This window comes from Streptomyces sp. 142MFCol3.1, from assembly GCF_000424945.1.
GTDB classification, from domain to species: domain Bacteria; phylum Actinomycetota; class Actinomycetes; order Streptomycetales; family Streptomycetaceae; genus Streptomyces; species Streptomyces siamensis.
Genome location: NZ_AUKV01000014.1, coordinates 115,751 through 138,252, shown reverse-complemented (window position 1 = coordinate 138,252; position 22,502 = coordinate 115,751). Strand labels below are relative to the sequence as shown.

General features: G+C 71.1%; 21 protein-coding genes. 17 read left to right on the top strand and 4 right to left on the bottom strand.

What is annotated here, in order from left to right:
- Positions 1 to 413: 413 nt before the first annotated feature.
- Together H305_RS0121870 and H305_RS0121865 are read left to right on the top strand one after the other, a co-directional pair.
- Entirely contained in the window at positions 414 to 1,541 is a 1,128-nt protein-coding gene (locus H305_RS0121870; protein WP_028802259.1) for a ferrochelatase, read from the top strand.
- Positions 1,542 to 1,549: 8 nt separating this feature from the next.
- On the top strand, positions 1,550 to 2,365 hold the full coding sequence (locus H305_RS0121865) for an inositol monophosphatase family protein (protein ID WP_028802258.1): 816 nt from the start codon (positions 1,550 to 1,552) through the stop codon (positions 2,363 to 2,365).
- A gap of 112 nt (positions 2,366 to 2,477) precedes the next feature.
- Here the strand turns inward: H305_RS0121865 and H305_RS54065 are convergent, their stop codons facing one another.
- A complete protein-coding gene (locus tag H305_RS54065) occupies positions 2,478 to 2,651 on the bottom strand; it encodes a hypothetical protein (RefSeq protein ID WP_179332611.1) in 174 nt (57 codons plus the stop codon).
- A gap of 415 nt (positions 2,652 to 3,066) precedes the next feature.
- Between H305_RS54065 and H305_RS0121855 the strand changes: the two genes are divergently transcribed.
- The 4 genes from H305_RS0121855 (at position 3,067) to H305_RS0121840 (ending at position 6,586) form a co-directional block, all read left to right on the top strand.
- The gene (locus H305_RS0121855) at positions 3,067 to 3,720 is read left to right on the top strand and encodes a response regulator transcription factor (protein ID WP_010983842.1); all 654 of its coding nucleotides are present in this window, start codon (positions 3,067 to 3,069) and stop codon (positions 3,718 to 3,720) included.
- Between the two features lie 6 nt (positions 3,721 to 3,726).
- Entirely contained in the window at positions 3,727 to 4,971 is a 1,245-nt protein-coding gene (locus H305_RS0121850) for a sensor histidine kinase (RefSeq protein ID WP_028802257.1), read from the top strand.
- 393 nt (positions 4,972 to 5,364) lie between these two features.
- The gene (locus tag H305_RS0121845) at positions 5,365 to 5,661 is read left to right on the top strand and encodes a DUF4193 domain-containing protein (RefSeq protein WP_003997302.1); all 297 of its coding nucleotides are present in this window, start codon (positions 5,365 to 5,367) and stop codon (positions 5,659 to 5,661) included.
- Between the two features lie 13 nt (positions 5,662 to 5,674).
- Complete coding sequence (locus H305_RS0121840; protein WP_078629175.1) at positions 5,675 to 6,586, top strand: hypothetical protein; 912 nt, start codon at positions 5,675 to 5,677, stop codon at positions 6,584 to 6,586.
- A 172-nt stretch (positions 6,587 to 6,758) separates the two neighbouring features.
- Here the strand turns inward: H305_RS0121840 and H305_RS0121835 are convergent, their stop codons facing one another.
- Positions 6,759 to 7,220, bottom strand: coding sequence for a DUF3093 domain-containing protein (locus H305_RS0121835; protein ID WP_028802255.1), 462 nt, complete (start codon positions 7,218 to 7,220; stop codon positions 6,759 to 6,761).
- Positions 7,221 to 7,278: 58 nt separating this feature from the next.
- Between H305_RS0121835 and H305_RS0121830 the strand changes: the two genes are divergently transcribed.
- The 9 genes from H305_RS0121830 (at position 7,279) to H305_RS0121790 (ending at position 16,590) form a co-directional block, all read left to right on the top strand.
- Positions 7,279 to 7,863 (top strand): PaaI family thioesterase, encoded by a 585-nt coding sequence (locus H305_RS0121830; protein WP_028802254.1) that lies wholly within the window; start codon positions 7,279 to 7,281, stop codon positions 7,861 to 7,863.
- Between the two features lie 26 nt (positions 7,864 to 7,889).
- A complete protein-coding gene (gene dut / locus H305_RS0121825) occupies positions 7,890 to 8,384 on the top strand; it encodes a dUTP diphosphatase (RefSeq protein WP_028802253.1) in 495 nt (164 codons plus the stop codon).
- Between the two features lies 1 nt (position 8,385).
- The gene (locus H305_RS0121820; RefSeq protein WP_028802252.1) at positions 8,386 to 9,150 is read left to right on the top strand and encodes a DUF3710 domain-containing protein; all 765 of its coding nucleotides are present in this window, start codon (positions 8,386 to 8,388) and stop codon (positions 9,148 to 9,150) included.
- Positions 9,151 to 9,414: 264 nt separating this feature from the next.
- Positions 9,415 to 10,635: an alginate lyase family protein gene (locus H305_RS0121815; RefSeq protein ID WP_028802251.1), complete on the top strand. Its 1,221-nt coding sequence runs from the start codon at positions 9,415 to 9,417 to the stop codon at positions 10,633 to 10,635.
- 59 nt (positions 10,636 to 10,694) lie between these two features.
- Positions 10,695 to 11,387, top strand: coding sequence for an ABC transporter ATP-binding protein (locus tag H305_RS0121810; RefSeq protein WP_028802250.1), 693 nt, complete (start codon positions 10,695 to 10,697; stop codon positions 11,385 to 11,387).
- 719 nt (positions 11,388 to 12,106) lie between these two features.
- On the top strand, positions 12,107 to 14,653 hold the full coding sequence (locus H305_RS0121805) for a sensor histidine kinase (RefSeq protein ID WP_028802249.1): 2,547 nt from the start codon (positions 12,107 to 12,109) through the stop codon (positions 14,651 to 14,653).
- Positions 14,647 to 15,363 (top strand): response regulator, encoded by a 717-nt coding sequence (locus H305_RS0121800; RefSeq protein WP_051370823.1) that lies wholly within the window; start codon positions 14,647 to 14,649, stop codon positions 15,361 to 15,363. Before H305_RS0121805 ends, H305_RS0121800 begins: the two co-directional genes overlap by 7 nt.
- 69 nt (positions 15,364 to 15,432) lie before the next feature.
- Entirely contained in the window at positions 15,433 to 15,831 is a 399-nt protein-coding gene (locus H305_RS0121795; RefSeq protein ID WP_078629174.1) for an OB-fold nucleic acid binding domain-containing protein, read from the top strand.
- Between the two features lie 3 nt (positions 15,832 to 15,834).
- Entirely contained in the window at positions 15,835 to 16,590 is a 756-nt protein-coding gene (locus H305_RS0121790) for a DUF3159 domain-containing protein (protein WP_028802246.1), read from the top strand.
- Between the two features lie 365 nt (positions 16,591 to 16,955).
- Here the strand turns inward: H305_RS0121790 and H305_RS0121785 are convergent, their stop codons facing one another.
- Entirely contained in the window at positions 16,956 to 17,633 is a 678-nt protein-coding gene (locus tag H305_RS0121785) for a potassium channel family protein (RefSeq protein ID WP_028802245.1), read from the bottom strand.
- A complete protein-coding gene (locus H305_RS0121780; RefSeq protein WP_028802244.1) occupies positions 17,633 to 18,304 on the bottom strand; it encodes a potassium channel family protein in 672 nt (223 codons plus the stop codon). Before H305_RS0121780 ends, H305_RS0121785 begins: the two co-directional genes overlap by 1 nt.
- A gap of 412 nt (positions 18,305 to 18,716) precedes the next feature.
- On the opposite strand from H305_RS0121780, the gene H305_RS0121770 reads away from it, so the two are divergent.
- Positions 18,717 to 20,768, top strand: a complete 2,052-nt coding sequence (locus H305_RS0121770) for an APC family permease (RefSeq protein ID WP_028802243.1) — start codon at positions 18,717 to 18,719, stop codon at positions 20,766 to 20,768.
- A 105-nt stretch (positions 20,769 to 20,873) separates the two neighbouring features.
- The gene (locus H305_RS0121765) at positions 20,874 to 22,202 is read left to right on the top strand and encodes a class I SAM-dependent RNA methyltransferase (RefSeq protein ID WP_028802242.1); all 1,329 of its coding nucleotides are present in this window, start codon (positions 20,874 to 20,876) and stop codon (positions 22,200 to 22,202) included.
- Positions 22,203 to 22,502: the final 300 nt, after the last annotated feature.

Genomic DNA, 22,502 nt, shown 5'->3' with positions numbered 1-22,502 from the left:
CACCCGGACGCACGCCCCCTGCACGCTCCTCGCGCCCGGCGCCGCGCCCGACGTGGCCCCGGCTCCAGCAGGCTCCTCGCGCCGGCTGGCCGCCGACTTCCGCACAGGCCTTGCCGCCCGGCCCCTCAGGCTCCTCGTGCCCGGCTCGCCGCCCGCCTCCGAACCCGCCCGGCCGACCGGCTCCGCAGGCTTCTCACGCCCGGCTCCGCACGTGCCCGTAGCACGGCGCGCCCCCGCTCGCGGCCCGCTTCCGCAGGCCCTCCGAAGCCTCGTGCGGCCCGCCCGCGACGCCGTCCGCGACTCCGCCGCGTCCCCCTCCGGACGCCCGTCCGGGCCCTCTTCATGCCCGCCACCTGCCTTTCCGCCGCCCCGCCGTTTCCCGCCCGTCAGTGACGGGTGGCAGGATCGGACGCATGCCATCTGCGCTCGATGCCACCCCTTACGACGCCCTGCTCCTGCTCTCGTTCGGCGGCCCGGAAGGCCCGGACGATGTGGTTCCGTTCCTGGAGAACGTGACGCGAGGGCGAGGCATCCCCAAGGAACGGCTCAAGGAGGTGGGGCAGCACTACTTCCTGTTCGACGGGATCAGCCCCATCAACGACCAGAACCGCGCCCTGCTGGATGCCCTGCGCAAGGACTTCGCCGACCACGGCCTCGACCTGCCGGTGTACTGGGGCAACCGCAACTGGGCGCCGTACGTGACCGACACCCTGCGCGAGATGATCGCCGACGGCCGTCGCCGCGTCCTCGTCCTTGCCACCAGCGCCTACGCCTCCTACTCCGGCTGCCGTCAGTACCGCGAGGACCTCGCAGCGGCGCTGGCCACCCTGGAGGCGGAGGGACTGGAGCCGCCGAGGATCGACAAGCTGCGGCACTACTTCAACCACCCCGGATTCGTCGAGCCCATGCTCGAAGGCGTCCTGAAGGCGCTCGCCGACCTGCCCGAGGACGTGCGCGCCGGCGCCCACCTCGCCTTCACCACGCACTCCATCCCGGACGCGGCGGCGGACACCTCCGGCCCCGCCGAGGGTCACGGCGACGGAGGCGCCTACGTCCGGCAGCACCTGGACGTCGCGCGGCTCATCGCCGACGCGGTGCGCGAGCAGACCGGCATCGAGCACCCCTGGCGGCTCGTCTACCAGTCGCGCTCCGGTGCCCCGCACATCCCGTGGCTGGAGCCGGACATCTGCGACCACCTGGAGGAGCTGCACGGCGCCGGCGTCCCGGCCGTCGTGATGGCCCCCATCGGGTTCGTCTCGGACCACATGGAGGTCCTGTACGACCTGGACACGGAGGCGAAGGCGAAAGCGGCGGAACTCGCACTGCCGGTGCGCCGCTCCGCCACCGTGGGCGCCGATCCGCGGTTCGCGGCGGCGATCCGCGACCTCGTCCTGGAGCGCGCCGCGACGGAGAACGGCCGGCACGTCGCCCCTTGCGCGCTCGGCACGCTGGGCGCGAGCCACGACGTGTGCCCGGTGGGCTGCTGCCCGGCCCGTACCCCCAAGCCCGCCGCCGCGGGCGCCGACAGCCCGTACGCGTGAGGAGCCCCGTGACCGAGCCCCTGCACACCGAACTGCTCCAGCTCGCCCAGGAAGCGGCGCGGCGCGCCGGCGAGCTGCTGAGGGACGGCCGTCCGGCGGACCTCGCGGTCGCGGCCACCAAGTCCAGCCCGATCGACGTCGTCACCGAGATGGACATCGCCGCCGAGAAGTTGATCACGGACCTCATCGCCGAACACCGCCCGGACGACGGTCTCCTCGGCGAGGAGGGCGCCTCCAGCGAGGGCACGAGCGGCATCCGCTGGGTCGTCGACCCGCTCGACGGCACGGTCAACTACCTGTACGGACTGCCGACCTGGGCCGTGTCCGTCGCGGCCGAGCAGGACGGGGAGACCGTCGTCGGGGTGGTGGCGGTGCCGATGCGCGGTGAGACGTATCACGCGGTGCGCGGCCGGGGCGCCTACGCCGTCGGCGCCTGGGCCGGGCAGCGCAGGCTGGCCTGCCGTCCCGCGCCGCCCCTCGACCAGGCCCTGGTCTCGACCGGCTTCAACTACGTGGCCGAGGTCCGGGCCCACCAGGCCGACGTCGCCCAGCGGTTGATCCCGCTGCTGCGGGACATCCGGCGCTCCGGCTCCGCGGCGGTCGACCTGTGCGACGTGGCCGCGGGCCGTCTCGACGGCTACTACGAACGCGGACTGCACCCCTGGGACCTCGCCGCGGGCGACCTGATCGCCAGGGAGTCGGGAGCGCTGACCGGAGGACGTCCCGGAGAGCGCCCCGCACGCGATCTCGCGATCGCCGCCTCGCCCGGCGTCTTCGAGCCTCTCCAGCGGCTCCTGGAGGGCTTCGGCGCCTGGCACGACTGAGCCCGGCCGCGCGCACCGCACCACGTGACCGGTGGCGCAAGCGCGCGGGAGCACAAAGGAGCGGGGCCCCGGCACTGGATCGATACCGGGGCCCCGCTCTCCTACGAACCGATCAGACGCGCGACGCGCCGACCTCCACACCGTGCTCGGCGGCGAGGCGGTGCAGGTCGTCGAGTTCGCCCTGCTCGACCTCCGCGAGGAAGTCGTCGCCTGTTTCGCGAGCCCGCGTCAGGTCGGACTCGGTCGCCCTTATGCGCTGCAGAAGTCCTGCGGTGAATGCGTCCATGCTGCGCCCCCTCGTCCTGGGTCGTGGGTCGGGTGGCACGGGGGTGTGCCGTTCGGAAGGGGCGATCACGTCTCCAGATGGGTGCCCAGCGCTGCCCAGGCCGGGCGGCGACGGTGCCGGACATCCACGCCCGCTCTGCGGAAGCGGTTGGACGTACCACAAGGTGGCTTGCCCTGTGCAGAGCGTGATCGCGGGGTGTAAAGCCGTCCTCCCCCCGCTTCCTTCCGTGGAAACCTCAACCCGACGAGAAAATCTGGCATTCCCGGGCCCCGGGACCGGAGCCCCGTCCCCCCTCCCACTGTCTTACAGCCGGTTTACGGCCGAAAAGGGCAGGATGGAGCCCTCACCCGTGACAAGCCCTGCCCGCGTGCGCCCAAGTGCCGTCGCGCGGGTGGACAGAGGAAGGACTAGCGACGTGCGCGTACTCGTCGTCGAGGACGAGCAACTGCTCGCCGATGCGGTGGCCACCGGACTGCGCCGGGAGGCCATGGCCGTCGACGTCGTGTACGACGGTGCGGCCGCCCTGGAGCGCATCGGCGTCAACGACTACGACGTGGTCGTCCTCGACCGCGACCTCCCGCTCGTGCACGGCGACGACGTCTGCCGGAAGATCGTCGAGCTCGGGATGCCCACGCGCGTGCTGATGCTCACCGCGTCCGGCGACGTCAGCGACCGGGTGGAGGGACTGGAGATCGGCGCCGACGACTATCTGCCCAAGCCGTTCGCGTTCAGCGAGCTGACGGCACGCGTGCGTGCCCTCGGGCGGCGCACGAGCGTGCCGCTGCCGCCCGTCCTGGAGCGTGCCGGGATCAAGCTCGACCCCAACCGCCGGGAGGTCTTCCGCGACGGCAAGGAGGTCCAGCTCGCGCCCAAGGAGTTCGCCGTCCTGGAGGTGCTGCTGCGCAGCGAGGGCGCCGTCGTCTCCGCCGAGCAGCTGCTGGAGAAGGCCTGGGACGAGAACACGGACCCCTTCACCAACGTCGTACGCGTGACCGTGATGACCCTGCGCCGCAAGCTCGGCGAGCCCCCGGTCATCGTCACCGTGCCCGGCTCCGGCTACAGGATCTGATCCGCCGTGGCCGCGACCCCGGCGCCCCCCGCGGCGCCCCCCAAACCCACCTGGGAACCCAGAAGGCCGGAACCCCCCTTCCCCTGGCTGCGCCCGACCATCCGCATACGGCTCACGCTGCTCTACGGTGGCATGTTCCTGATCGCCGGCATCATGCTGCTGTCGATCATCTATCTGCTCGCGGCGCAGGCGCTGAACACCGGCAACGAGCCGCTGTTCAGGATCGCCGGCGGCACCGACATCAAGGTCACCAGCGACAACTGCCCCGCGGTGAACTCGGGTCTGTCGCTCGATGCCTTCAACGCCGCGATCAGCCACTGCATCGACCAGCAGCGCCAGGCAGCCCTGGACAACCTGCTCAGCCGCTCGCTGCTCGCCCTGCTCGGCCTCGCCATCATCGCCTTCGCCTTCGGCTACGCGATGGCCGGCCGGGTGCTCTCGCCGCTCGGCCGGATCACCCGCACCGCACGCGCGGTGGCCGGCTCGGACCTCTCCCGGCGGATCGAACTGGACGGGCCGGACGACGAGCTGAAGGAGCTGGCGGACACCTTCGACGACATGCTGGAGCGGCTCCAGCGCGCCTTCACCGCCCAGCAGCGGTTCGTCGGGAACGCCTCGCACGAGCTGCGCACTCCGCTCGCGATCAACCGCACGCTCCTGGAGGTGCACCTCTCGGACCCGGGGGCGCCGGTCGAGCTCCAGCAGCTCGGCAAGACGCTCCTCGCCACCAACGAGCGCAGTGAACAGCTAGTCGAGGGCCTGCTGCTGCTCGCCCGCAGTGACAACCAGATCGTCGAGCGCAAGCCGGTGGATCTCGCCGAGGTCGCCGAGCAGGCCGTCGACCAGATGCACGCCGAGGCGGACGCCAAGGGCGTGGAGATCCGGGGCGAGCGGAAGCCCGCCGTCGTCCAGGGCAACGGCGTCCTGCTGGAGCGGATCGCCCTGAACCTCGTGCAGAACGCCGTGCGGTACAACGTGCCGGAGGGCGGCTGGGTCGAGGTCACCACGGCGGCCGAGCACGGACAGGCGGTCCTGGTCGTGTCGAACACGGGTCCAGTGGTGCCGGCGTACGAGATCGACAACATCTTCGAGCCCTTCCGGCGGCTGCGCACGGAGCGCACGGGCAGCGACAAGGGCGTGGGCCTCGGCCTGTCGATCGTCCGGTCGGTGGCCCGCGCGCACGGCGGGCACATCGTCGCCGAGCCGCGTGACGGAGGTGGGCTCGTGATGCGCGTCACCCTTCCGATCTGAGAGCATGTCCCGCACACGCGGCGATGTTCGCTTTGCGCGGAATTTTCCGGCCACCCGTCCGGGAGAGTCGTGTGTGATCGATCACAAGGGCGATTTTCTGGCCATCTACTCTCCGTGATCATGCAGGCTGTCGGAAAGCCGGGAAAATCCGGGTTTTCGGGGGTCTTGATCACGGGAAGTACACGGTGAGACGCCTTTGAAGTGCGCCATCAGGACCGTGTACGGTCCGCATCGCCATCCAAGCCGATCACTCTTGAGGAGTCCGGTTGGGTGTCGATTGAGTAACAGACCTTGATGTGAGGCAAAATCTCCGCCTCGGGTCGGGCACAAGTCCGGCCTCTCACGCGTTACGTGCGCTGGAGACACCGCAGACACCCAGAGGGGGAGAGCGACATGGCAACGGATTACGACACCCCACGCAAGACCGACGACGACGTCGACTCGGACAGCCTTGAAGAGCTCAAGGCACGCCGGAACGACAAGTCGACCTCGTCCGTCGACGTAGATGAGTTCGAGGCCGCCGAAGGCCTGGAACTGCCCGGTGCGGACCTCTCGAACGAGGAGCTCGCCGTCCGGGTCCTGCCCAAGCAGCAGGACGAGTTCACCTGCATGAGCTGCTTCCTGGTGCACCACCGCAGCCAGCTGGCCCGCGAGAAGAACGGCCAGCCGATCTGCCGCGACTGCGACTGAGGCAGGGTCGGCCGTGACTGGCTCGACCCCTCCTTGGAAGCGCCGCTCCTCCCGGCGGGGAGCGGACGAAGGGCCGTACGGCGGCTCTGAAGGCGTACGTGACGACGAGCGAGGCTCTTCCGCACCGGGATCAGCCTCGCTCGACGAGCCGCCCTCAGGCGGCGCCCTGGAGGCCCCTCGGGACCCTCCGGCGCGCACGGCCGGTCGCCGCGCGGCGGCTGTCAGGGACGGCGTCCTGAAAGGCGTCCAGAAGGGCAGCAGCCGCGCCAAGGCGGCGCTGGCCCATGTCGCCGACCGGATCATCGACAACGCCCCGCGGGTGCCCGTACGGGACCTCGCGACCCTCCGCAGGCAATTCCCGGGCCTCGGACCCGAGGAGCTCGCGGACAAGCTCGTCGCGGGCGCAGCCGCCGCGACGTCGACGGTCGGCGCCGGGATCGGTGCCGCCGCCATGCTGCCGGTGCCGCCGGCGATGCCCACCGAGCTCGCCGCCGAGATCACCGGCGTGGCCGCGATCGAGCTCAAGATGATCGCCGAGCTCCACGAGGTCTACGGTCTGCGACCGCCCGGCAACCTCAAGGAGCGCAGCACCGCGTACCTGAACTCCTGGTCGGGGGAGCGCGGTATCGACGTGACGAAGCCGTCGACGATCAACGCCGCGCTGGGCGGCCAGATGAAGCGCGAGATGCGCCAGCAGATCATGAAGCGGACGGTGCGGGACCTGCCCAACCTGATGCCGTTCATGGTCGGAGCGGCGGTCGGCGCGCTGATGAACCGCCGCGACACCAGGCGCCTGGCGTCCCGCATCCGCAAGGACCTGCGGAAGATGCAGGTGCCGTGGGACGCGCTGCCCGCCCTTCCGCCGCTGGAGAAGCCGGCGGACCCCCTGCGTCTCGGCGAGATCCCCAGAGAGCTGGGCCGCTGAGAGACCTCCGCCCGGCGCACCCCGGCCGATCGGGCCGCAAGCCACGCACCGCACGGTCCCCGGGCCCCAGGAGCCGCCTCGGGGCACGCACGCGTGCCCCCGGGGTCCGGCTCGACGGAGCGGGCCGCCGTGCGGCGCGTACGTGGCCGCCGCCGGACGGTGCGGCCGCGGGCTACGCCTCGGTGCGGGACGACTTCAGGGCCGCCGCCAGGCGCTCCGGCTCCCGGGTCGACAGGTACAGGTACGGCGTCGGGTCCTCCGGGTCCGTGACCTGGACGCGCAGGCCCGTGGGGATGTAGGCGCGCAGGAGCATGAAGGCGCGGGGATCGGCCTTGTACGTACGCCAGGCGCGCGCCTCCTCCTGGTCCATGATCTCGGCGTCGCCGAGGGCCGCGAGAGGGATCTTCGCCTCACCCGCGATCAGCGAGTCACCGACGACCCGGATGCGGATCGAGCCGTACGAACTGGCCACGACCGCCGAGACCGCGGTTCCGCCGACCAGGCCGCCCAGCAACGGGAGCGTGCCGAACGGAAGCAGGATCAGGGCCATCGCGACCCCGACCATGAAGCACACCAGCCACCAGGAGCGGGGTGCGGTGAGGCGTTCTTCGTACGGCGAGGCGGAGAGCTGCATGAAGCCAAGCTTGACACGGTGCGTACGGGGGGCCGACTCGCGGGTAAGGTCTGCGCCTGTGAGTGGTACTTCCGCAGCTCTGACGCCTCCCGCCGACGCCGTCGCGCCGGTGCGGCACCCCGACGCGCCCGCCCCCGGGGAACTCCTCGGCGCCCACTACGAACAGTGTTTCGGTTGTGGCGGTGAGCAGTCGCACGGGCTGCATCTGGAGGCCCGCGCCGGCGAAGGTGTCCGGATCACCGCGGAGTTCACCGTGCGGCCCGCCCATCAGGGCGCCCCGGGCCTCGCGCACGGCGGCGTCCTCGCCACCGCGCTGGACGAGACGCTCGGATCGCTGAACTGGCTGCTGCGCACCATCGCCGTGACGGGGCGGCTGGAGACCGACTTCCGGCGCCCGGTGCCCGTCGGCACCGTGCTCCACCTGGAGGCCGAGGTGACCGCGGTGGCCGGCCGGAAGATCTACTCCACCGCCACCGGGCGGATCGGCGGCCCCGACGGCCCCGTGGCCGTCCGCGCGGACGCCCTGTTCGTCGAGGTGAAGGTGGACCACTTCATCGAGAACGGCCGCCCGGAGGAGATCCACGCGGCCATGAACGACCCGGACCAGATCCGGCGGGCCCGTGCCTTCGAGGTGAACCCGTGACCCGTGACTTCGGCGGACAACTCCCCGTGCTGATCAGGCGCGTGGACCCCGACGTACCGCTCCCCGAGTACGCACACCCGGGTGACGCGGGAGCCGATCTGCGCACCACCGAGAGCTGCGAACTGGCGCCCGGTGAGCGGGCCGTGCTCCCCACCGGGGTGTCCATCGCGCTGCCCGAGGGGTACGCGGCCTTCGTGCACCCCCGTTCCGGGCTCGCCGCCCGCTGCGGTGTCGCCCTCGTGAATGCCCCGGGGACGGTGGATGCCGGGTACCGTGGGGAGATCAAGGTGATCGTGGTGAATCTCGACCCGCGCGAGTGCGTGCGGTTCGAGCGCTTCGACCGGATTGCTCAACTGGTCGTCCAGCAGGTCGAGAGGGTCCGCTTCGAGGAGGTGGCGGAGCTTCCCGACACGGCGCGGGCCGCAGGGGGCTTCGGGTCCACCGGCGGTCATGCCGCCGTGGGCAGCACAACGGGTGGGAATCGATACGCTTCGGTCGTATCCGACCGGGAAGGACAGTGACGTGTTCGGACGTCGCAAGAAGGGCAGTGCCGCCGAGGACGCGGCGGGCGAGGCCGAGCAGGTCGTCGACGGCGTCGACACTGAGGCGGACGAGGCGGAGGAGCGGGAGCGCGTGAGGCTCGAGCCCGAGCCCCGCCCCGACGGGCCCTGGGACAGCTCCGAGGTCCGTGAGCCGGCCGAGGGCCGGGTGGACCTGGGCGGTCTTTTCGTGCCCGGGGTCGACGGCATGGAACTGCGGGTCGAGGTCGCGGGCGACGCGATCGTCGCGGCGACCGTGGTCCTCAAGGACAGTGCCGTCCAGTTGCAGGCCTTCGCCGCTCCCAAGCGCGAGGGCATCTGGGGCGAGGTACGCGAGGAGATCGCCTCCGGCATCACCCAGCAGGGCGGTGTCATCGACGAGGTCGAGGGTCCGCTGGGCTGGGAGCTGCGTGCGCAGGTCCCGGTGCAGCTGCCGGACGGCACGGGCGGTTTCCAGGTCGTGCGGTTCGTCGGCGTGGACGGTCCCCGCTGGTTCCTGCGCGGAGTGATCTCCGGGCAGGGCGCGGTGCAGCCGCAGGCCGCGGGTCTGCTGGAGCAGATCTTCCGGGACACGGTCGTCGTCCGCGGCGAGGGCCCGATGGCCCCCCGCGACCCGATCGTCCTGAAGCTGCCGAACGACGCGCAGATGGTCCCCGAGGGTGTCCAGCAGGAGGAGCAGGGCGGTTCCCGCTTCTCCGGCGGCATGGGACAGCTCCAGCGCGGGCCGGAGATCACCGAGGTCCGCTGACCGGGGTTCTCCGAGACCGACGGACCTGGGACCACCGGGCCACCGCCGGCCGAGGGACGTACACGAGCTCGGGCCGCACCCCCTTAGGGGGTGCGGCCCTTTCGCGTGTCCGCGCCCGGCCAAGTTCGCGTCCATGAACGGCAGTTGAACTGCGGGTCTTTCTTGAGGCCTTGACGGAAGCCTGGTCCATACCTATGGTCACCGGCCAACGCGCGTGTTCAGCATTCCATGTGTCGTTCACATACGAGAATGGATGGCCCCCACATGCCCGACACCCCCACACGGCTCCACCGCAGACGGCGGCCCGTCGTCCTCGCCACCGTCGCCGCCGCGACCGCGGCGCTCGCGGGCACCCTGGTCTCCTGGCCCGGTGCCCATCGAGCCGAGGCCGCGCCCGCCGTCTTCGCGCACCCCGGAGTCACCGTCTCCAAGAGCCAGCTGGACTTCGCGCGCACCAAGGTCAACGCGGGCGCCCAGCCCTGGAAGGGCGCCTTCGACCAGATGATGGCGAGCAAGTACGCCTCACTGAGCCGCACCGCCAAACCCCGCGCGACCGTCGAGTGCGGCTCGTACTCCAACCCCAACTACGGGTGCACCGACGAGCGCGAGGACGCGATCGCCGCGTACACCGACGCCCTCGCCTGGTACATCACGCGCGACGACCGGTACGCCAGGAAGGCCATCGAGCTGATGGACGCCTGGTCGGCGGTGATCAAGGACCACACCAACAGCAACGCGCCCCTGCAGACCGGCTGGGCCGGCTCCTCCTGGCCGAAGGCCGCCGAGATCATCAAGTACACGTACACCGGGACGTGGGCCAACTCCGGCCGCTTCGCGACCATGCTGCGCGACGTCTACCTGCCCGAGATCATCAACGGCTCGAACTCCAACGGGAACTGGGAGCTGTCGATGATGGAGGCCGCCGTCGGCATCTCCGTCTTCCTGGAGGACAGGACGTCGTACGACAAGGCCATGGCGAAGTTCCGGACGCGTACCGCCGCCTACGTCTACCTCGCCTCGGACGGCGACCTGCCGAAGACCGTGCCGAGCCAGAACCTCGACACCAAGGAGAAGATCGTCAACTACTGGCAGGGGCAGTCCACCTTCGTCACCGGACTCACCCAGGAGACCTGCCGCGACTTCACGCACACCGGCTACGGCATCTCCGCCATCTCGCACATCGCCGAGACCAGCCGCATACAGGGCCAGGACCTGTACGGCACCGATGTAGGCGAGCGGCTGCGACAGGCACTCGGCTTCCAGTCCAAGTACCAGCTGGGCGAGGCTGCACCGAGCTGGCTGTGCGGCGGGTCCCTGAACCTCGGGCTCGGACCGGTCACCGAGGTCGGCTACAACGCCCTGCACAACCGCCTGGGCATCGCGATGACCAACACCCAGCGGCTGACCGAGCAGAACCGCCCGGCCGGCAGCAACAACCTGTTCGTGGCCTGGGAGACGCTGACCCACGGTGACAACCTCGGCTGACCCATTGCCCGGCCGGGCGCCCGCTGGACATACTGGCGCCCGGCCGACGGGGGAGGAACATGAGTCAGGTCGCCACCGACACCATGCTGCGGGTCGAGAACGTCCATCGTTCCTACGGCACAGGAGCCGCCGCCGTGCACGCACTGCGCGGAGTCTCCTTCGACGTGCCGCGCGGCGAGCTCGTCGCCCTCAAGGGCCGCTCCGGATCCGGCAAGACCACCCTGCTCAACCTCGTGGGCGGTCTCGACGAGCCGGACGAGGGCCGTATCACCGTGGACGGCCTCGACCTGTCGGGCCTCGACGAGAACGGCCTGCTGGGACTGCGCCGCGACCGCATCGGCTTCGTCTTCCAGTCCTTCGGGCTCATCCCCATCCTCACCGCCGCCGAGAACGTCGGCGTGCCGCTGCGGCTGCGCCGGGCCGACCCGCGCGAGCGCGAGGAGCGCGTGGAACTGCTGCTCTCGCTCGTCGGCCTCGCCGACCACGCGGCGCAGCGGCCCGGTGAGCTGTCCGGCGGCCAGCAGCAGCGCGTGGCCATCGCCCGCGCCCTGGCCAACAACCCCGCCCTCCTGATCGCCGACGAGCCCACCGGGCAGCTCGACGCGGAGACGGGCATCGCCGTGATGGAACTGCTGCGCGCCGTCGTCCGCAGCGAGCAGGTCACCGCCCTCGTCGCCACGCACGACGCGGCGCTGCTCGACCTCGCCGACCGGGTGCTGGAGCTGAGCGACGGCGAGATCGTCGAACACTGACGGCGCCGACGCGTCCCGCTTCGGGCGCACAACGTCCGCCACGGCGGGTCACCGCCGGCACGTGGCGGCCGCTCCGGCACCGGGGAGATGGCGGCACACGCCCGCACCACCTCCGCGCGCCGGCGCGGATCTTGACGCACCGCCGCCTCTACCGGGGGCAGCGCAGGGCGCTCGCCCGGGAACCGGCCGCCCTCGGGAGACGCGGCGCTGACGCGGTGGCGGCACGTCCTGGGCTTCCCCTCCGCGCCGCAGAGCGGTGAGCTCCAGCTGCTGCCGGACCTCCAGGCCGCGGGCGGGACCGAGATCGCGGTGACCTGGCCGGCCGAGCTGATCACCGATCCGGCGACGGCGGCGCCCCGGCGGCCGCGGCTGAGGCAGATGCCGGCGTGGCTGGTGACGGCCGGCCCCGCGCTCCAGGAGCGCGTGCCGGCCGAGGCTGGGCCGCTGCCGGCTCGCAAGGCAGCCCGGCGCACCGGCTTCGCGCTGCCCCGGCAGCCCGGGGAGGCCTCCGCCCGAACGTGCCCGGGGCGGCCCGTGCCACCTGAGGTCGTCCGCCCGGCCGGGCGTGCCGCACGCGTGACCCGTGTCCGTACTTGCGCCGCCGCGTCAGAGTTGCGTCAAAGACGTCGCCCGCCTGCCCCGACGCCCCCCTTTGCCGGAATTCATGGCCGTAAGGTCGACGCTGCGTACACGGCAGTGACAGGAAGACAATAGGGCTCATGGCACGCGGCAAGCTTCGGATCTACCTCGGTGCGGCACCGGGCGTCGGCAAGACATACGCCATGCTCTCCGAGGCGCACCGGCGCGTCGAACGCGGTACCGACTGCGTGGTCGCCTTCGTGGAGCACCATGACCGGCCGCGCACCGAGGTGATGTTGCACGGCCTGGAGCAAGTGCCGCGCAGGGAACTGGAGCACCGCGGCTCCGTCTTCACCGAGATGGACGTGGACGCCGTGCTGGAGCGCGCCCCGGCCGTCGCCCTGGTGGACGAACTCGCCCACACCAATGTGCCCGGCTCGCGCAACGACAAGCGCTGGCAGGACGTGGCGGAACTCCTCGCGGCCGGCATCGACGTCGTCTCGACGGTCAACATCCAGCACCTGGAGTCACTCGGCGACGTCGTCGAGTCCATAACGGGCGTACGGCAGCGGGAGACCGTGCCGGACGAGGTGGTGCGCAGGGCCGACCAGATCGAGCTCGTCGACATGTCGCCACAGGCGCTGCGGCGGCGGATGGCGCACGGCAACATCTACACGTCCGACAAGGTCGACGCCGCCCTGTCCAACTACTTCCGGCCCGGCAACCTCACCGCCCTGCGCGAGCTCGCCCTGCTCTGGGTCGCCGACCGGGTCGACGAGTACCTCACCGAGTACCGCAGCGAGCACCGGGTCTCCAAGATCTGGGGATCGCGGGAACGCATCGTGGTGGGCCTGACCGGGGGACCGGAGGGCCGCACGCTGATCCGGCGCGCGGCCCGGCTCGCGGAGAAGGGCGCGGGCGGTGCGGTGATGGCCGTCTACATCGCGCGCAGCGACGGACTGACCTCCGCCTCGCCCAAGGAACTTGCCGTCCAGCGCACCCTCGTCGAGGATCTCGGCGGCACCTTCCACCATGTAGTCGGCGACGACATCCCCGCCTCGCTCCTGGACTTCGCGCGGGGCGTCAACGCCACCCAGATCGTGCTCGGCTCCTCCCGCCGCAAGACCTGGCAGTACGTCTTCGGGCCGGGGGTCGGCGCCACCGTCGCCCGCGAGTCCGGCCCCGACCTGGACGTCCACATCGTCACCCACGAAGAGGTCGCCAAGGGGCGCGGCCTGCCGGTGGCGCGCGGGGCACGGCTCGGCCGCTCCCGGATCATCTGGGGCTGGCTGGTCGGCGTGCTCGGACCGGTCGTCCTCGCCCTGCTGCTGAACACCGTCGACCTCGGCCTCGCCAACGACATGCTGCTGTTCCTGACGGTGACCGTCGCGGCGGCGCTCCTCGGCGGCCTCTACCCGGCACTGGCCTCCGCGGCCTTCGGCACCCTCCTGCTGAACTACTTCTACACGCCACCCCTGCACCGGCTGACCATCGCGGACCCCAAGAACATCGTCGCCATCGCGATCTTCGTCGGCGTCGCCGTCTCGGTGGCGTCGGTCGTGGACCTGGCGGCCCGCCGCACGCACCAGGCGGCCCGGCTGCGGGCCGAGTCGGAGATCCTGTCCTTCCTCGCGGGCAGTGTGCTCCGTGGCGAGACGAGCCTGGAGGCCCTCCTTGAGCGGGTCCGGGAGACCTTCTCGATGGAGTCGGTCGCCCTGCTGGAGCGGGCGAGCGACGTCGACCCGTGGACCTGCGCGGGCAGCGTGGGACCCGAGCCCTCCGCCCGTCCCGAGGACGCGGACGTGGACATGCCGGTCGGCGACCACATGGCGCTGGCCCTGTCCGGACGCGTCCTGCCGGCCTCGGACCGCCGGGTGCTCGCCGCGTTCGCCGCGCAGGCCGCGGTGGTCCTGGACCGCCAGCGGCTCCAGCACGAGGCGGCCCGCGCCAAGGAGCTGGCCGAGGGCAACCGCATCCGCACCGCGCTGCTGGCCGCCGTCAGCCACGACCTGCGGACCCCGCTGGCCGGGATCAAGGCCGCGGTCTCCTCGCTGCGCTCCGAGGACGTCGAATGGTCCCAGGAGGACCGGGCGGAGCTCCTCGAAGGCATCGAGGACGGCGCCGACCGCCTCGACCACCTGGTCGGCAATCTGCTGGACATGTCCCGCCTGCAGACCGGCACGGTCACTCCGCTGATCCGCGAGATCGACCTCGACGAGGTGGTGCCGATGGCCCTCGGCGGGGTCCCCGAGGACAGCGTGGAGCTGGAGATCCCGGAGAGCCTGCCGATGGTCGCCGTCGACGCCGGGCTGCTGGAGCGCGCCGTCGCCAACCTCGTCGAGAACGCCGTCAAGTACAGCCCTGCCGACGAACGGGTCCTGGTGTCCGCGAGCGCCATCGCCGACCGGGTCGAGGTGCGGGTCGTCGACCGCGGACCGGGCGTCCCCGACGAGGCCAAGGACCGCATCTTCGCGCCGTTCCAGCGCTACGGCGACGCCCCGCGCGGCGCCGGCGTGGGCCTCGGCCTCGCCGTCGCCCGCGGCTTCGCCGAGGCGATGACCGGCACCCTGAACGCCGAGGACACCCCCGGCGGCGGACTCACCATGGTGCTCACGCTGCGGGCGGTGGACCGCCGCCCCGACCTGGCCACCACACCATCAGGCGCAGAGAGGCAGGTCCCATGCTGAGCTCGACCGGGGGCGACCCGCGGACCCCCACGAGGGTCCTCGTGGTCGACGACGAGCCGCAGATCACCCGGGCCCTGGTGATCAACCTCAGGGCACGCAAGTACGAGGTCGACGCGGCGCCCGACGGCGCGACCGCGCTCCAGCTCGCCGCCGCCCGCCACCCCGACGTCGTCGTGCTCGACCTGGGACTGCCCGACATGGACGGCGTGGAGGTGATCAGGGGGCTGCGCGGCTGGACCCGGGTGCCGATCCTGGTGCTCTCGGCCCGGCACTCCTCCGACGAGAAGGTCGAGGCGCTCGACGCGGGCGCCGACGACTACGTCACCAAGCCCTTCGGCATGGACGAGCTGCTGGCGCGGCTGCGGGCCGCGGTGCGCCGGGCGGAGCCCACCGGGGGCGGCGAGGACGACGTGATCGTCGAGACGGACGACTTCACCGTCGACCTGGCCGCCAAGAAGGTCAACCGCGACGGCCGCGACGTCCGTCTGACGCCCACCGAGTGGCACCTCCTGGAGGTCCTGGTGCGCAACACCGGCCGCCTTGTCGGGCAGAGGCAACTGCTCCAGGAGGTGTGGGGGCCGTCGTACGGCACGGAGACCAACTACCTCCGCGTCTACATGGCCCAGCTGCGCCGCAAGCTGGAGGTGGATCCCTCGCACCCGCGGCACTTCATCACGGAGCCGGGGATGGGGTACCGGTTCGAGCGATGAGTCGCACGCGGGTTCGCACGGTGGGGTCGGGGGTGCGTACGGGTCGGCGGCCCCCGGTACGCTTTCGGTATGAGTGCTGTTCCTCGTTCCGAAAAGCCGGCGGGCCGGTTCCGGCGGATGATAGACCGGCTCTCCTCGTCCCAGGAGGACCTGGAGTCCGAGGAGCTGCGGGAGGACACCGAGACCACCGGGTGCACTCGCATCGGTGACTGCCACGACCGCCAGATCGTCACGGTTACTGGTACGTTGCGCACGGTCACTCTGCGCCCGCGGGCCGGGGTCCCGGCACTGGAGGCCGAGCTGTTCGACGGATCGGCCGCCCTGGACGTGGTCTGGCTCGGCCGGCGCTCCATCGTCGGGATCGAGCCGGGACGCAAGTTGATCGCATCGGGCCGGATTTCGATGAGCCGGGGCCGTAGGGTGCTGTTCAACCCGAAGTACGAACTCAGACCGCTCGGACGGGAGTAGCCGGTGACGTCGCTCGACAAGCCGACCGAAGACGCCCAGCAGGACTCCAGGGCCGTGACCGAGGCCGCGCTCTTCGACGCGTTCGGCGGCGTGCGGGGCATGGTCGAGACGGTCGTGCCCGGCCTGCTCTTCGTCACCATCTTCACGATCAACAAGGACCTGCACTGGTCGGCGATCGCCGCCCTCGGCGTGTCCCTGCTGCTCGTGGTGGTCCGCCTCGTCATGCGGGACACCGTCAAGCACGCCTTCAGCGGGGTGTTCGGCGTCGCGTTCGGCGTGGTCTTCGCGATGATGACGGGCAATGCCAAGGACTTCTACCTGCCGGGCATGATCTACACGCTCGGTCTGGCCATCGCCTACATCGTCACGACCCTCGCGGGCGTCCCGCTGATCGGCCTGATCCTGGGACCGGTGTTCAAGGAGAACCTCTCCTGGCGCACCCGCAACCCCGGCCGCAAGAAGGCGTACTCCAAGGCCAGTTGGGCCTGGGGCCTGATCCTCCTCGCCAAGTGCGCGGTGCTCTTCCCGCTCTACTGGTGGGCCGACACCACCCAGTTCGGCTGGGTCCTCATCGCGCTGAAGATCCCGCCGTTCCTCCTCGCCGTCTGGCTCACCTGGGTCTTCCTCGCCAAGGCGCCCGCGCCGATCGACGTCTTCGCCGAGATGGAGGCGGAGGAGAAGGCCGAGAAGGAGCGCAAGGCCGCCCTCGCGGCGGAGCGCGACGACTCGGCACCCGCGCGCCACCGCCGGGGGGCGTAACCCGCCCCGTCGCGGACGGCATTCCCTGCCGCGAGACGGCACTCCCTGTGGCAGTGTCGGCCCTTCGTCGCGCCGACGGGGCTCCGAGGCTTGGGCACCCGGTCCGCGGGACGGCGCGGGCGGCAGCTCAGGCGACCTGACCGCGCGCGGACGACGGCCCGCGACGGTCCGCAGGCGGCGGTCCGCGACGGTCCGCAGGTGACGGTCCGCGATGGTCCCGCCCGTGACGGTCCGCAGGTGACGGCCCGCCACGGTACGCAGGCGACGGCCCGCAGGCGACAGCCCCCATCACGACAGTCCACACACGACGGCGGGGCGCCCGGAAGATCTCCGGGCGCCCCGTCGTCGTACACGCTCCGCACCCTCTACTCGGTCGCGTCCTCGCGGCGCACCGACAGGAGGTCCTCCAGCTGCTCCTCGCGGGCCTGGGCGGCCACGAAGAGGAGTTCGTCGCCCGCCTCCAGGGAGTCCTCCTGGGAGGGGGTCAGCACGCGGGTGCCGCGGATGATGGTCACCAGCGAGGTGTCCTGCGGCCACTCGACGTCGCCCACCGTGGTGCCCGCGAGCGCGGACTCCGGCGGCAGGGTCAGCTCGACGAGGTTGGCGTCGCCGTGACTGAAGCGCAGCAGGCGCACCAGATCGCCGACGCTGACCGCCTCCTCCACGAGGGCCGACATCAGGCGCGGGGTGGAGACGGCGACGTCGACGCCCCAGGACTCGTTGAAGAGCCACTCGTTCTTCGGGTTGTTCACGCGGGCCACGACCCGCGGGACCCCGTACTCGGTCTTCGCGAGCAGGGAGACGACGAGGTTGACCTTGTCGTCACCGGTGGCCGCGATGACCACGTTGCAGCGCTGGAGCGCGGCCTCGTCCAGGGAGGTGATCTCGCAGGCGTCGGCGAGCAGCCACTCCGCCTGCGGTACGCGCTCGACCGAGATGGCCGTCGGCGCCTTGTCGATCAGCAGGACCTCGTGGCCGTTCTCCAGGAGCTCACCCGCGATCGAGCGGCCCACGGCGCCGGCACCGGCAATGGCGACCCTCATCAGTGACCGGCCTCCTCTTCAGGACCCTTGGCGAACGCCGCCTCGACCTTGTCCACCTCGTCGGAGCGCATCATGACGTGCACCAGGTCGCCTTCCTGCAGCACCGTCTGCGAGGAGGGCAGGATCGCCTCGCCCAGCCGGGTGAGGAAGGCCACGCGCACGCCCGTCTCGTCCTGGAGTCGGCTGATCTTGTGACCGACCCAGCCGGAGGAGGTGTGCACCTCGGCGAGCTGCACCCCGCCGGTGGGGTCGCGCCACAGCGGCTCGGCACCCGAGGGCAGCAGCCGGCGCAGCATCTGGTCGGCCGTCCAGCGGACGGTGGCGACGGTCGGGATGCCGAGGCGCTGGTAGACCTCGGCGCGGCGCGGGTCGTAGATGCGGGCGGCCACGTTCTCGATGCCGAACATCTCGCGGGCCACCCGGGCGGCGATGATGTTCGAGTTGTCGCCGCTGGAGACCGCGGCGAACGCGCCGGCCTCCTCGATGCCCGCTTCGCGCAGGGTGTCCTGGTCGAAGCCGACTCCGGTGACACGACGGCCGCCGAACCCGGAGCCCAGTCGTCGGAAGGCGGTGGGGTCCTGGTCGATCACCGCGACCGTGTGCCCCTGTTGCTCCAGGGTCTGGGCTAGAGCGGAGCCCACTCTTCCGCAGCCCATGATGACGATGTGCACGACCGTCCTTCCGAATCTGATGGTTACGGCTCAGGGTGAACAGGGTCTCAGACCGCCGCCCAAGCTACACACGCGCGGTCCGTCCGGGGCACCCCTGTGCACGTTCGCCTGCGGGTTCCGGGCGGCGGCCGAGGAGAGGGGGATCAGCGGCGTGTGATGCTGCGGACACTCACCAGGGTCAGGATTCCGAGGCCGACGAGGGCGGCGGCGGCTCCGATCAGCTCCGCGGTCACATGCATGGATCCTCCACGGCAGGGGCAAGGGCGGGGTTTTGTCATATAGACACGGGGATCCGTCCGGCCGCGGAATCCGCAGCCGGACGGGTCCCCGTTTTCACTCGGAGAGCAGATGGTGTGCCGAAGCGGGGCGGCGGGTGGGCGGCCCCGTGTTCGAACCCTTACGCTTCTCTGTTGTGTCCAAACTGACCGACGTGCCCAAACGGATTCTGATCGGGCGCGCACTGCGCAGTGATCGGCTCGGAGAAACGCTCCTGCCGAAGCGCATCGCCCTTCCCGTGTTCGCCTCCGACCCGCTCTCCTCCGTCGCGTACGCGCCCGGAGAAGTGCTGCTGGTCCTGTCCATCGCGGGTGTGTCGGCCTACCACTTCAGCCCCTGGATCGCCGTCGCGGTCGTCGTGCTGATGTTCACGGTGGTCGCCTCCTACCGGCAGAACGTGCACGCTTACCCGAGCGGCGGCGGCGACTACGAGGTCGCCAACACCAACCTCGGTCCCAAGGCGGGACTGACCGTCGCCAGCGCCCTGCTCGTCGACTACGTCCTGACCGTCGCCGTCTCCATCGCCTCCGGCATCGAGAACCTCGGCTCCGCGATCCCCTTCGTCGTCGAGCACAAGGTGGCCTGCGCGGTCGCCGTCATCGTGCTCCTCACGCTGATGAACCTGCGCGGCGTCAAGGAGTCCGGCAAGCTCTTCGCGATCCCGACGTACGTCTTCGTGGCGGGCGTCTTCATCATGATCGCGTGGGGCGCCTTCCGCGGGCTCGTCCTCGACGACACCATGCGCGCGCCCACCGCCGACTACCACATCAAGGCCGAGCACCAGGGGCTCGCGGGCTTCGCCCTCGTCTTCCTGCTGCTGCGCGCCTTCTCCTCCGGCTGTGCCGCGCTCACCGGCGTCGAGGCGATCTCCAACGGCGTCCCGGCCTTCCGCAAGCCCAAGTCGAAGAACGCCGCGAACACCCTCGCACTGATGGGCCTGCTCGCCGTCACCATGTTCTGCGGCATCATCGCGCTGGCCATGTCGACCAAGGTCCGGATGGCCGAGAACCCGGCCAACGACCTGATCCACAACGGCGCCCCGGTCGGCTCCGGCTACGTCCAGAACCCGGTGATCTCCCAGGTCGCCGAGGCCGTCTTCGGCAAGGGCAGCTTCCTGTTCATCGTGCTGGCCGCCGCCACCGCGCTGGTGCTGTTCCTCGCCGCCAACACCGCCTACAACGGCTTCCCGCTGCTCGGCTCGATCCTCGCCCAGGACCGCTACCTCCCGCGCCAGCTGCACACCCGCGGCGACCGTCTCGCGTTCTCCAACGGCATCGTGCTCCTCGCGGGCGCCGCCACCCTGCTGGTCGTCATCTACGGGGCGGACTCGACCCGCCTCATCCAGCTCTACATCGTCGGCGTCTTCGTCTCGTTCACACTCAGCCAGACCGGCATGGTCCGCCACTGGAACCGCCACCTGGCCACCGAGAAGGACCAGGCCAAGCGGCGTCACATGGTCCGCTCCCGGGCCATCAACGCCTTCGGCGCCTTCTTCACCGGCCTGGTCCTGGTCGTCGTCCTGGTCACCAAGTTCACGCACGGCGCCTGGGTCGCCCTGCTCGGCATGGTGATCTTCTACGCGACGATGAGCGCGATCCGCCGGCACTACGACCGGGTCGCCGAGGAGATCGCCGCCCCCGAGGGCCCCTCCGACGACAGTGTCCGCCCCTCCCGCGTCCACTCCGTCGTCCTGATCTCCAAGATCCACCGCCCGACGCTGCGCGCCCTCGCCTATGCCAAGCTGCTGCGCTCCGACACTCTCGAAGCGCTGAGCGTCAACGTCGACCCGGCCGAGACCAAGGCTCTGCGCGAGGAGTGGGAGCGACGCGGCATCGACGTACCGCTGAAGGTCCTCGACTCGCCGTACCGCGAGATCACGCGGCCGATCATCGAATACGTGAAGGGGCTGCGCAAGGAGTCCCCGCGCGACGCGGTGTCCGTGATCATCCCCGAGTACGTGGTCGGCCACTGGTACGAGCACCTGCTGCACAACCAGAGCGCCCTGCGCCTCAAGGGCCGCCTGCTGTTCACCCCGGGCGTCATGGTGACCTCGGTGCCCTACCAGCTGGTGTCCTCCGAGGCGGCCAAGCAGCGCGCCCGCAAGCGGCAGGACTGGAACGCTCCGGGTGCGGTGCGCCGCGGTCCGGCCGAGGAGCGGACCAAGGAGTCCTCCCAGACGAAGGGCTGAGGCCTGGCACCGACGGCCTCGTGGTGAACGGCCGGACGACGTCCACGTAGACTGGTGGGCTGTTGTCCGGCCGTTCCCCCTTTTCTCAACTGGAGTCACCCCGCCATGCAGGCAGAACCGAAGAAGTCGCTGGTGGGGGCCGAGTACGAGGTCGAGATCGGCCCGGTCGCCCACGGCGGGCACTGCATCGCCCGCACCAGTGAGGGCCAGGTCCTCTTCGTCCGGCACGCCCTGCCCGGCGAGCGGGTCGTCGCACGGGTCACTGAGGGCGAGGAGGGCGCGCGCTTCCTGCGCGCCGACGCCGTACAGGTCCTGGACGCGTCGAAGGACCGCGTCGAGGCGCCCTGCCCCTACGCGGGTCCCGGCCGCTGCGGAGGCTGCGACTGGCAGCACGCCAAGCCGGGCGCCCAGCGCCGCCTCAAGGGCGAGGTCATCGCCGAGCAGCTCCAGCGTCTCGCGGGCCTCACGCCCGAGGCGGCCGGCTGGGACGGCACGGTGATGCCCGCCGAGGGCGACAAGCTGCCCGCGGGCCAGGTACCGGCCTGGCGTACGCGTGTCCAGTACGCCGTGGACGCCGACGGCAATGCCGGGCTGCGCCGCCACCGCTCGCACGAGGTCGAGCCGATCGAGCACTGCATGATCGCGGCGCCGGGTGTCAGCGAACTCGGCATCGAGGAGCGTGACTGGTCCGGCATGGCCTCGGTCGACGTGATCGCCGCGACCGGATCCCAGGACCGCATGGTGATCCTGGAGCCCCGGCCCGGCGCCCGCCTGCCCCTCGTGGAACTCGACAAGCCCGTCTCCGTGATGCGTGTCGAGGAGAAGGACGGCGGCATCCACCGTGTCCACGGCCGCGCGTTCGTGCGCGAGCGCGCCGACGGCCGTACCTACCGTGTCGGCAGCGGCGGCTTCTGGCAGGTCCACCCGATGGCGGCCGACACCCTGGTCAAGGCCGTCATGCAGGGCCTGCTGCCGCGCAAGGGTGAGATGGCGCTCGACCTGTACTGCGGCGTCGGCCTCTTCGCGGGCGCCCTTGCGGACCGTCTCGGCGACACGGGCGCGGTCCTCGGCATCGAGTCGGGCAAGCGCGCGGTCGAGGACGCCCGGCACAACGTCGCCGCCTTCGACCGGGTCCGCATCGAACAGGGCAAGGTCGAGTCGGTGCTCCCGCGCACCGGTATCACCGAGGTCGACCTGATCGTCCTCGATCCGCCCCGCGCCGGCGCCGGCAAGAAGACGGTCGAGCACCTGTCGTCCCTCGGCGCCCGCCGCATCGCCTACGTCGCCTGCGACCCGGCGGCCCTCGCCCGCGACCTGGCGTACTTCCGCGACGGGGGGTACCGGGTGCGGACGCTGCGGGCGTTCGATCTGTTCCCGATGACGCATCACGTGGAGTGCGTGGCGATTCTGGAGCCTGCTACAAAGGGGCTCTGACCTGCCGGTTTTTCCAATACGGGACTTTTTCCGGGTTGCGCCGACACCTTTTCGTGAGCGCACGACGTGGAAAACGACGGAGCCCTGAACCGCCCCTTACGACGACGTCGGCCTTCAAGACCACAACGGGTCTTGAAGGCCGACGTCGTCGTAAGGGCCTGAATCGACCAACAGCGTCGACATGGCGGCAGGGTCCCGCGCGCCGCAGTCGGCGGGGACCGGGAACGCGGCTACGTGCCTGGCGCCCCCCCCGGGGGACTTCCATGCCGAAACCCGCCGATCGCTCGGTGACGGCCGGTT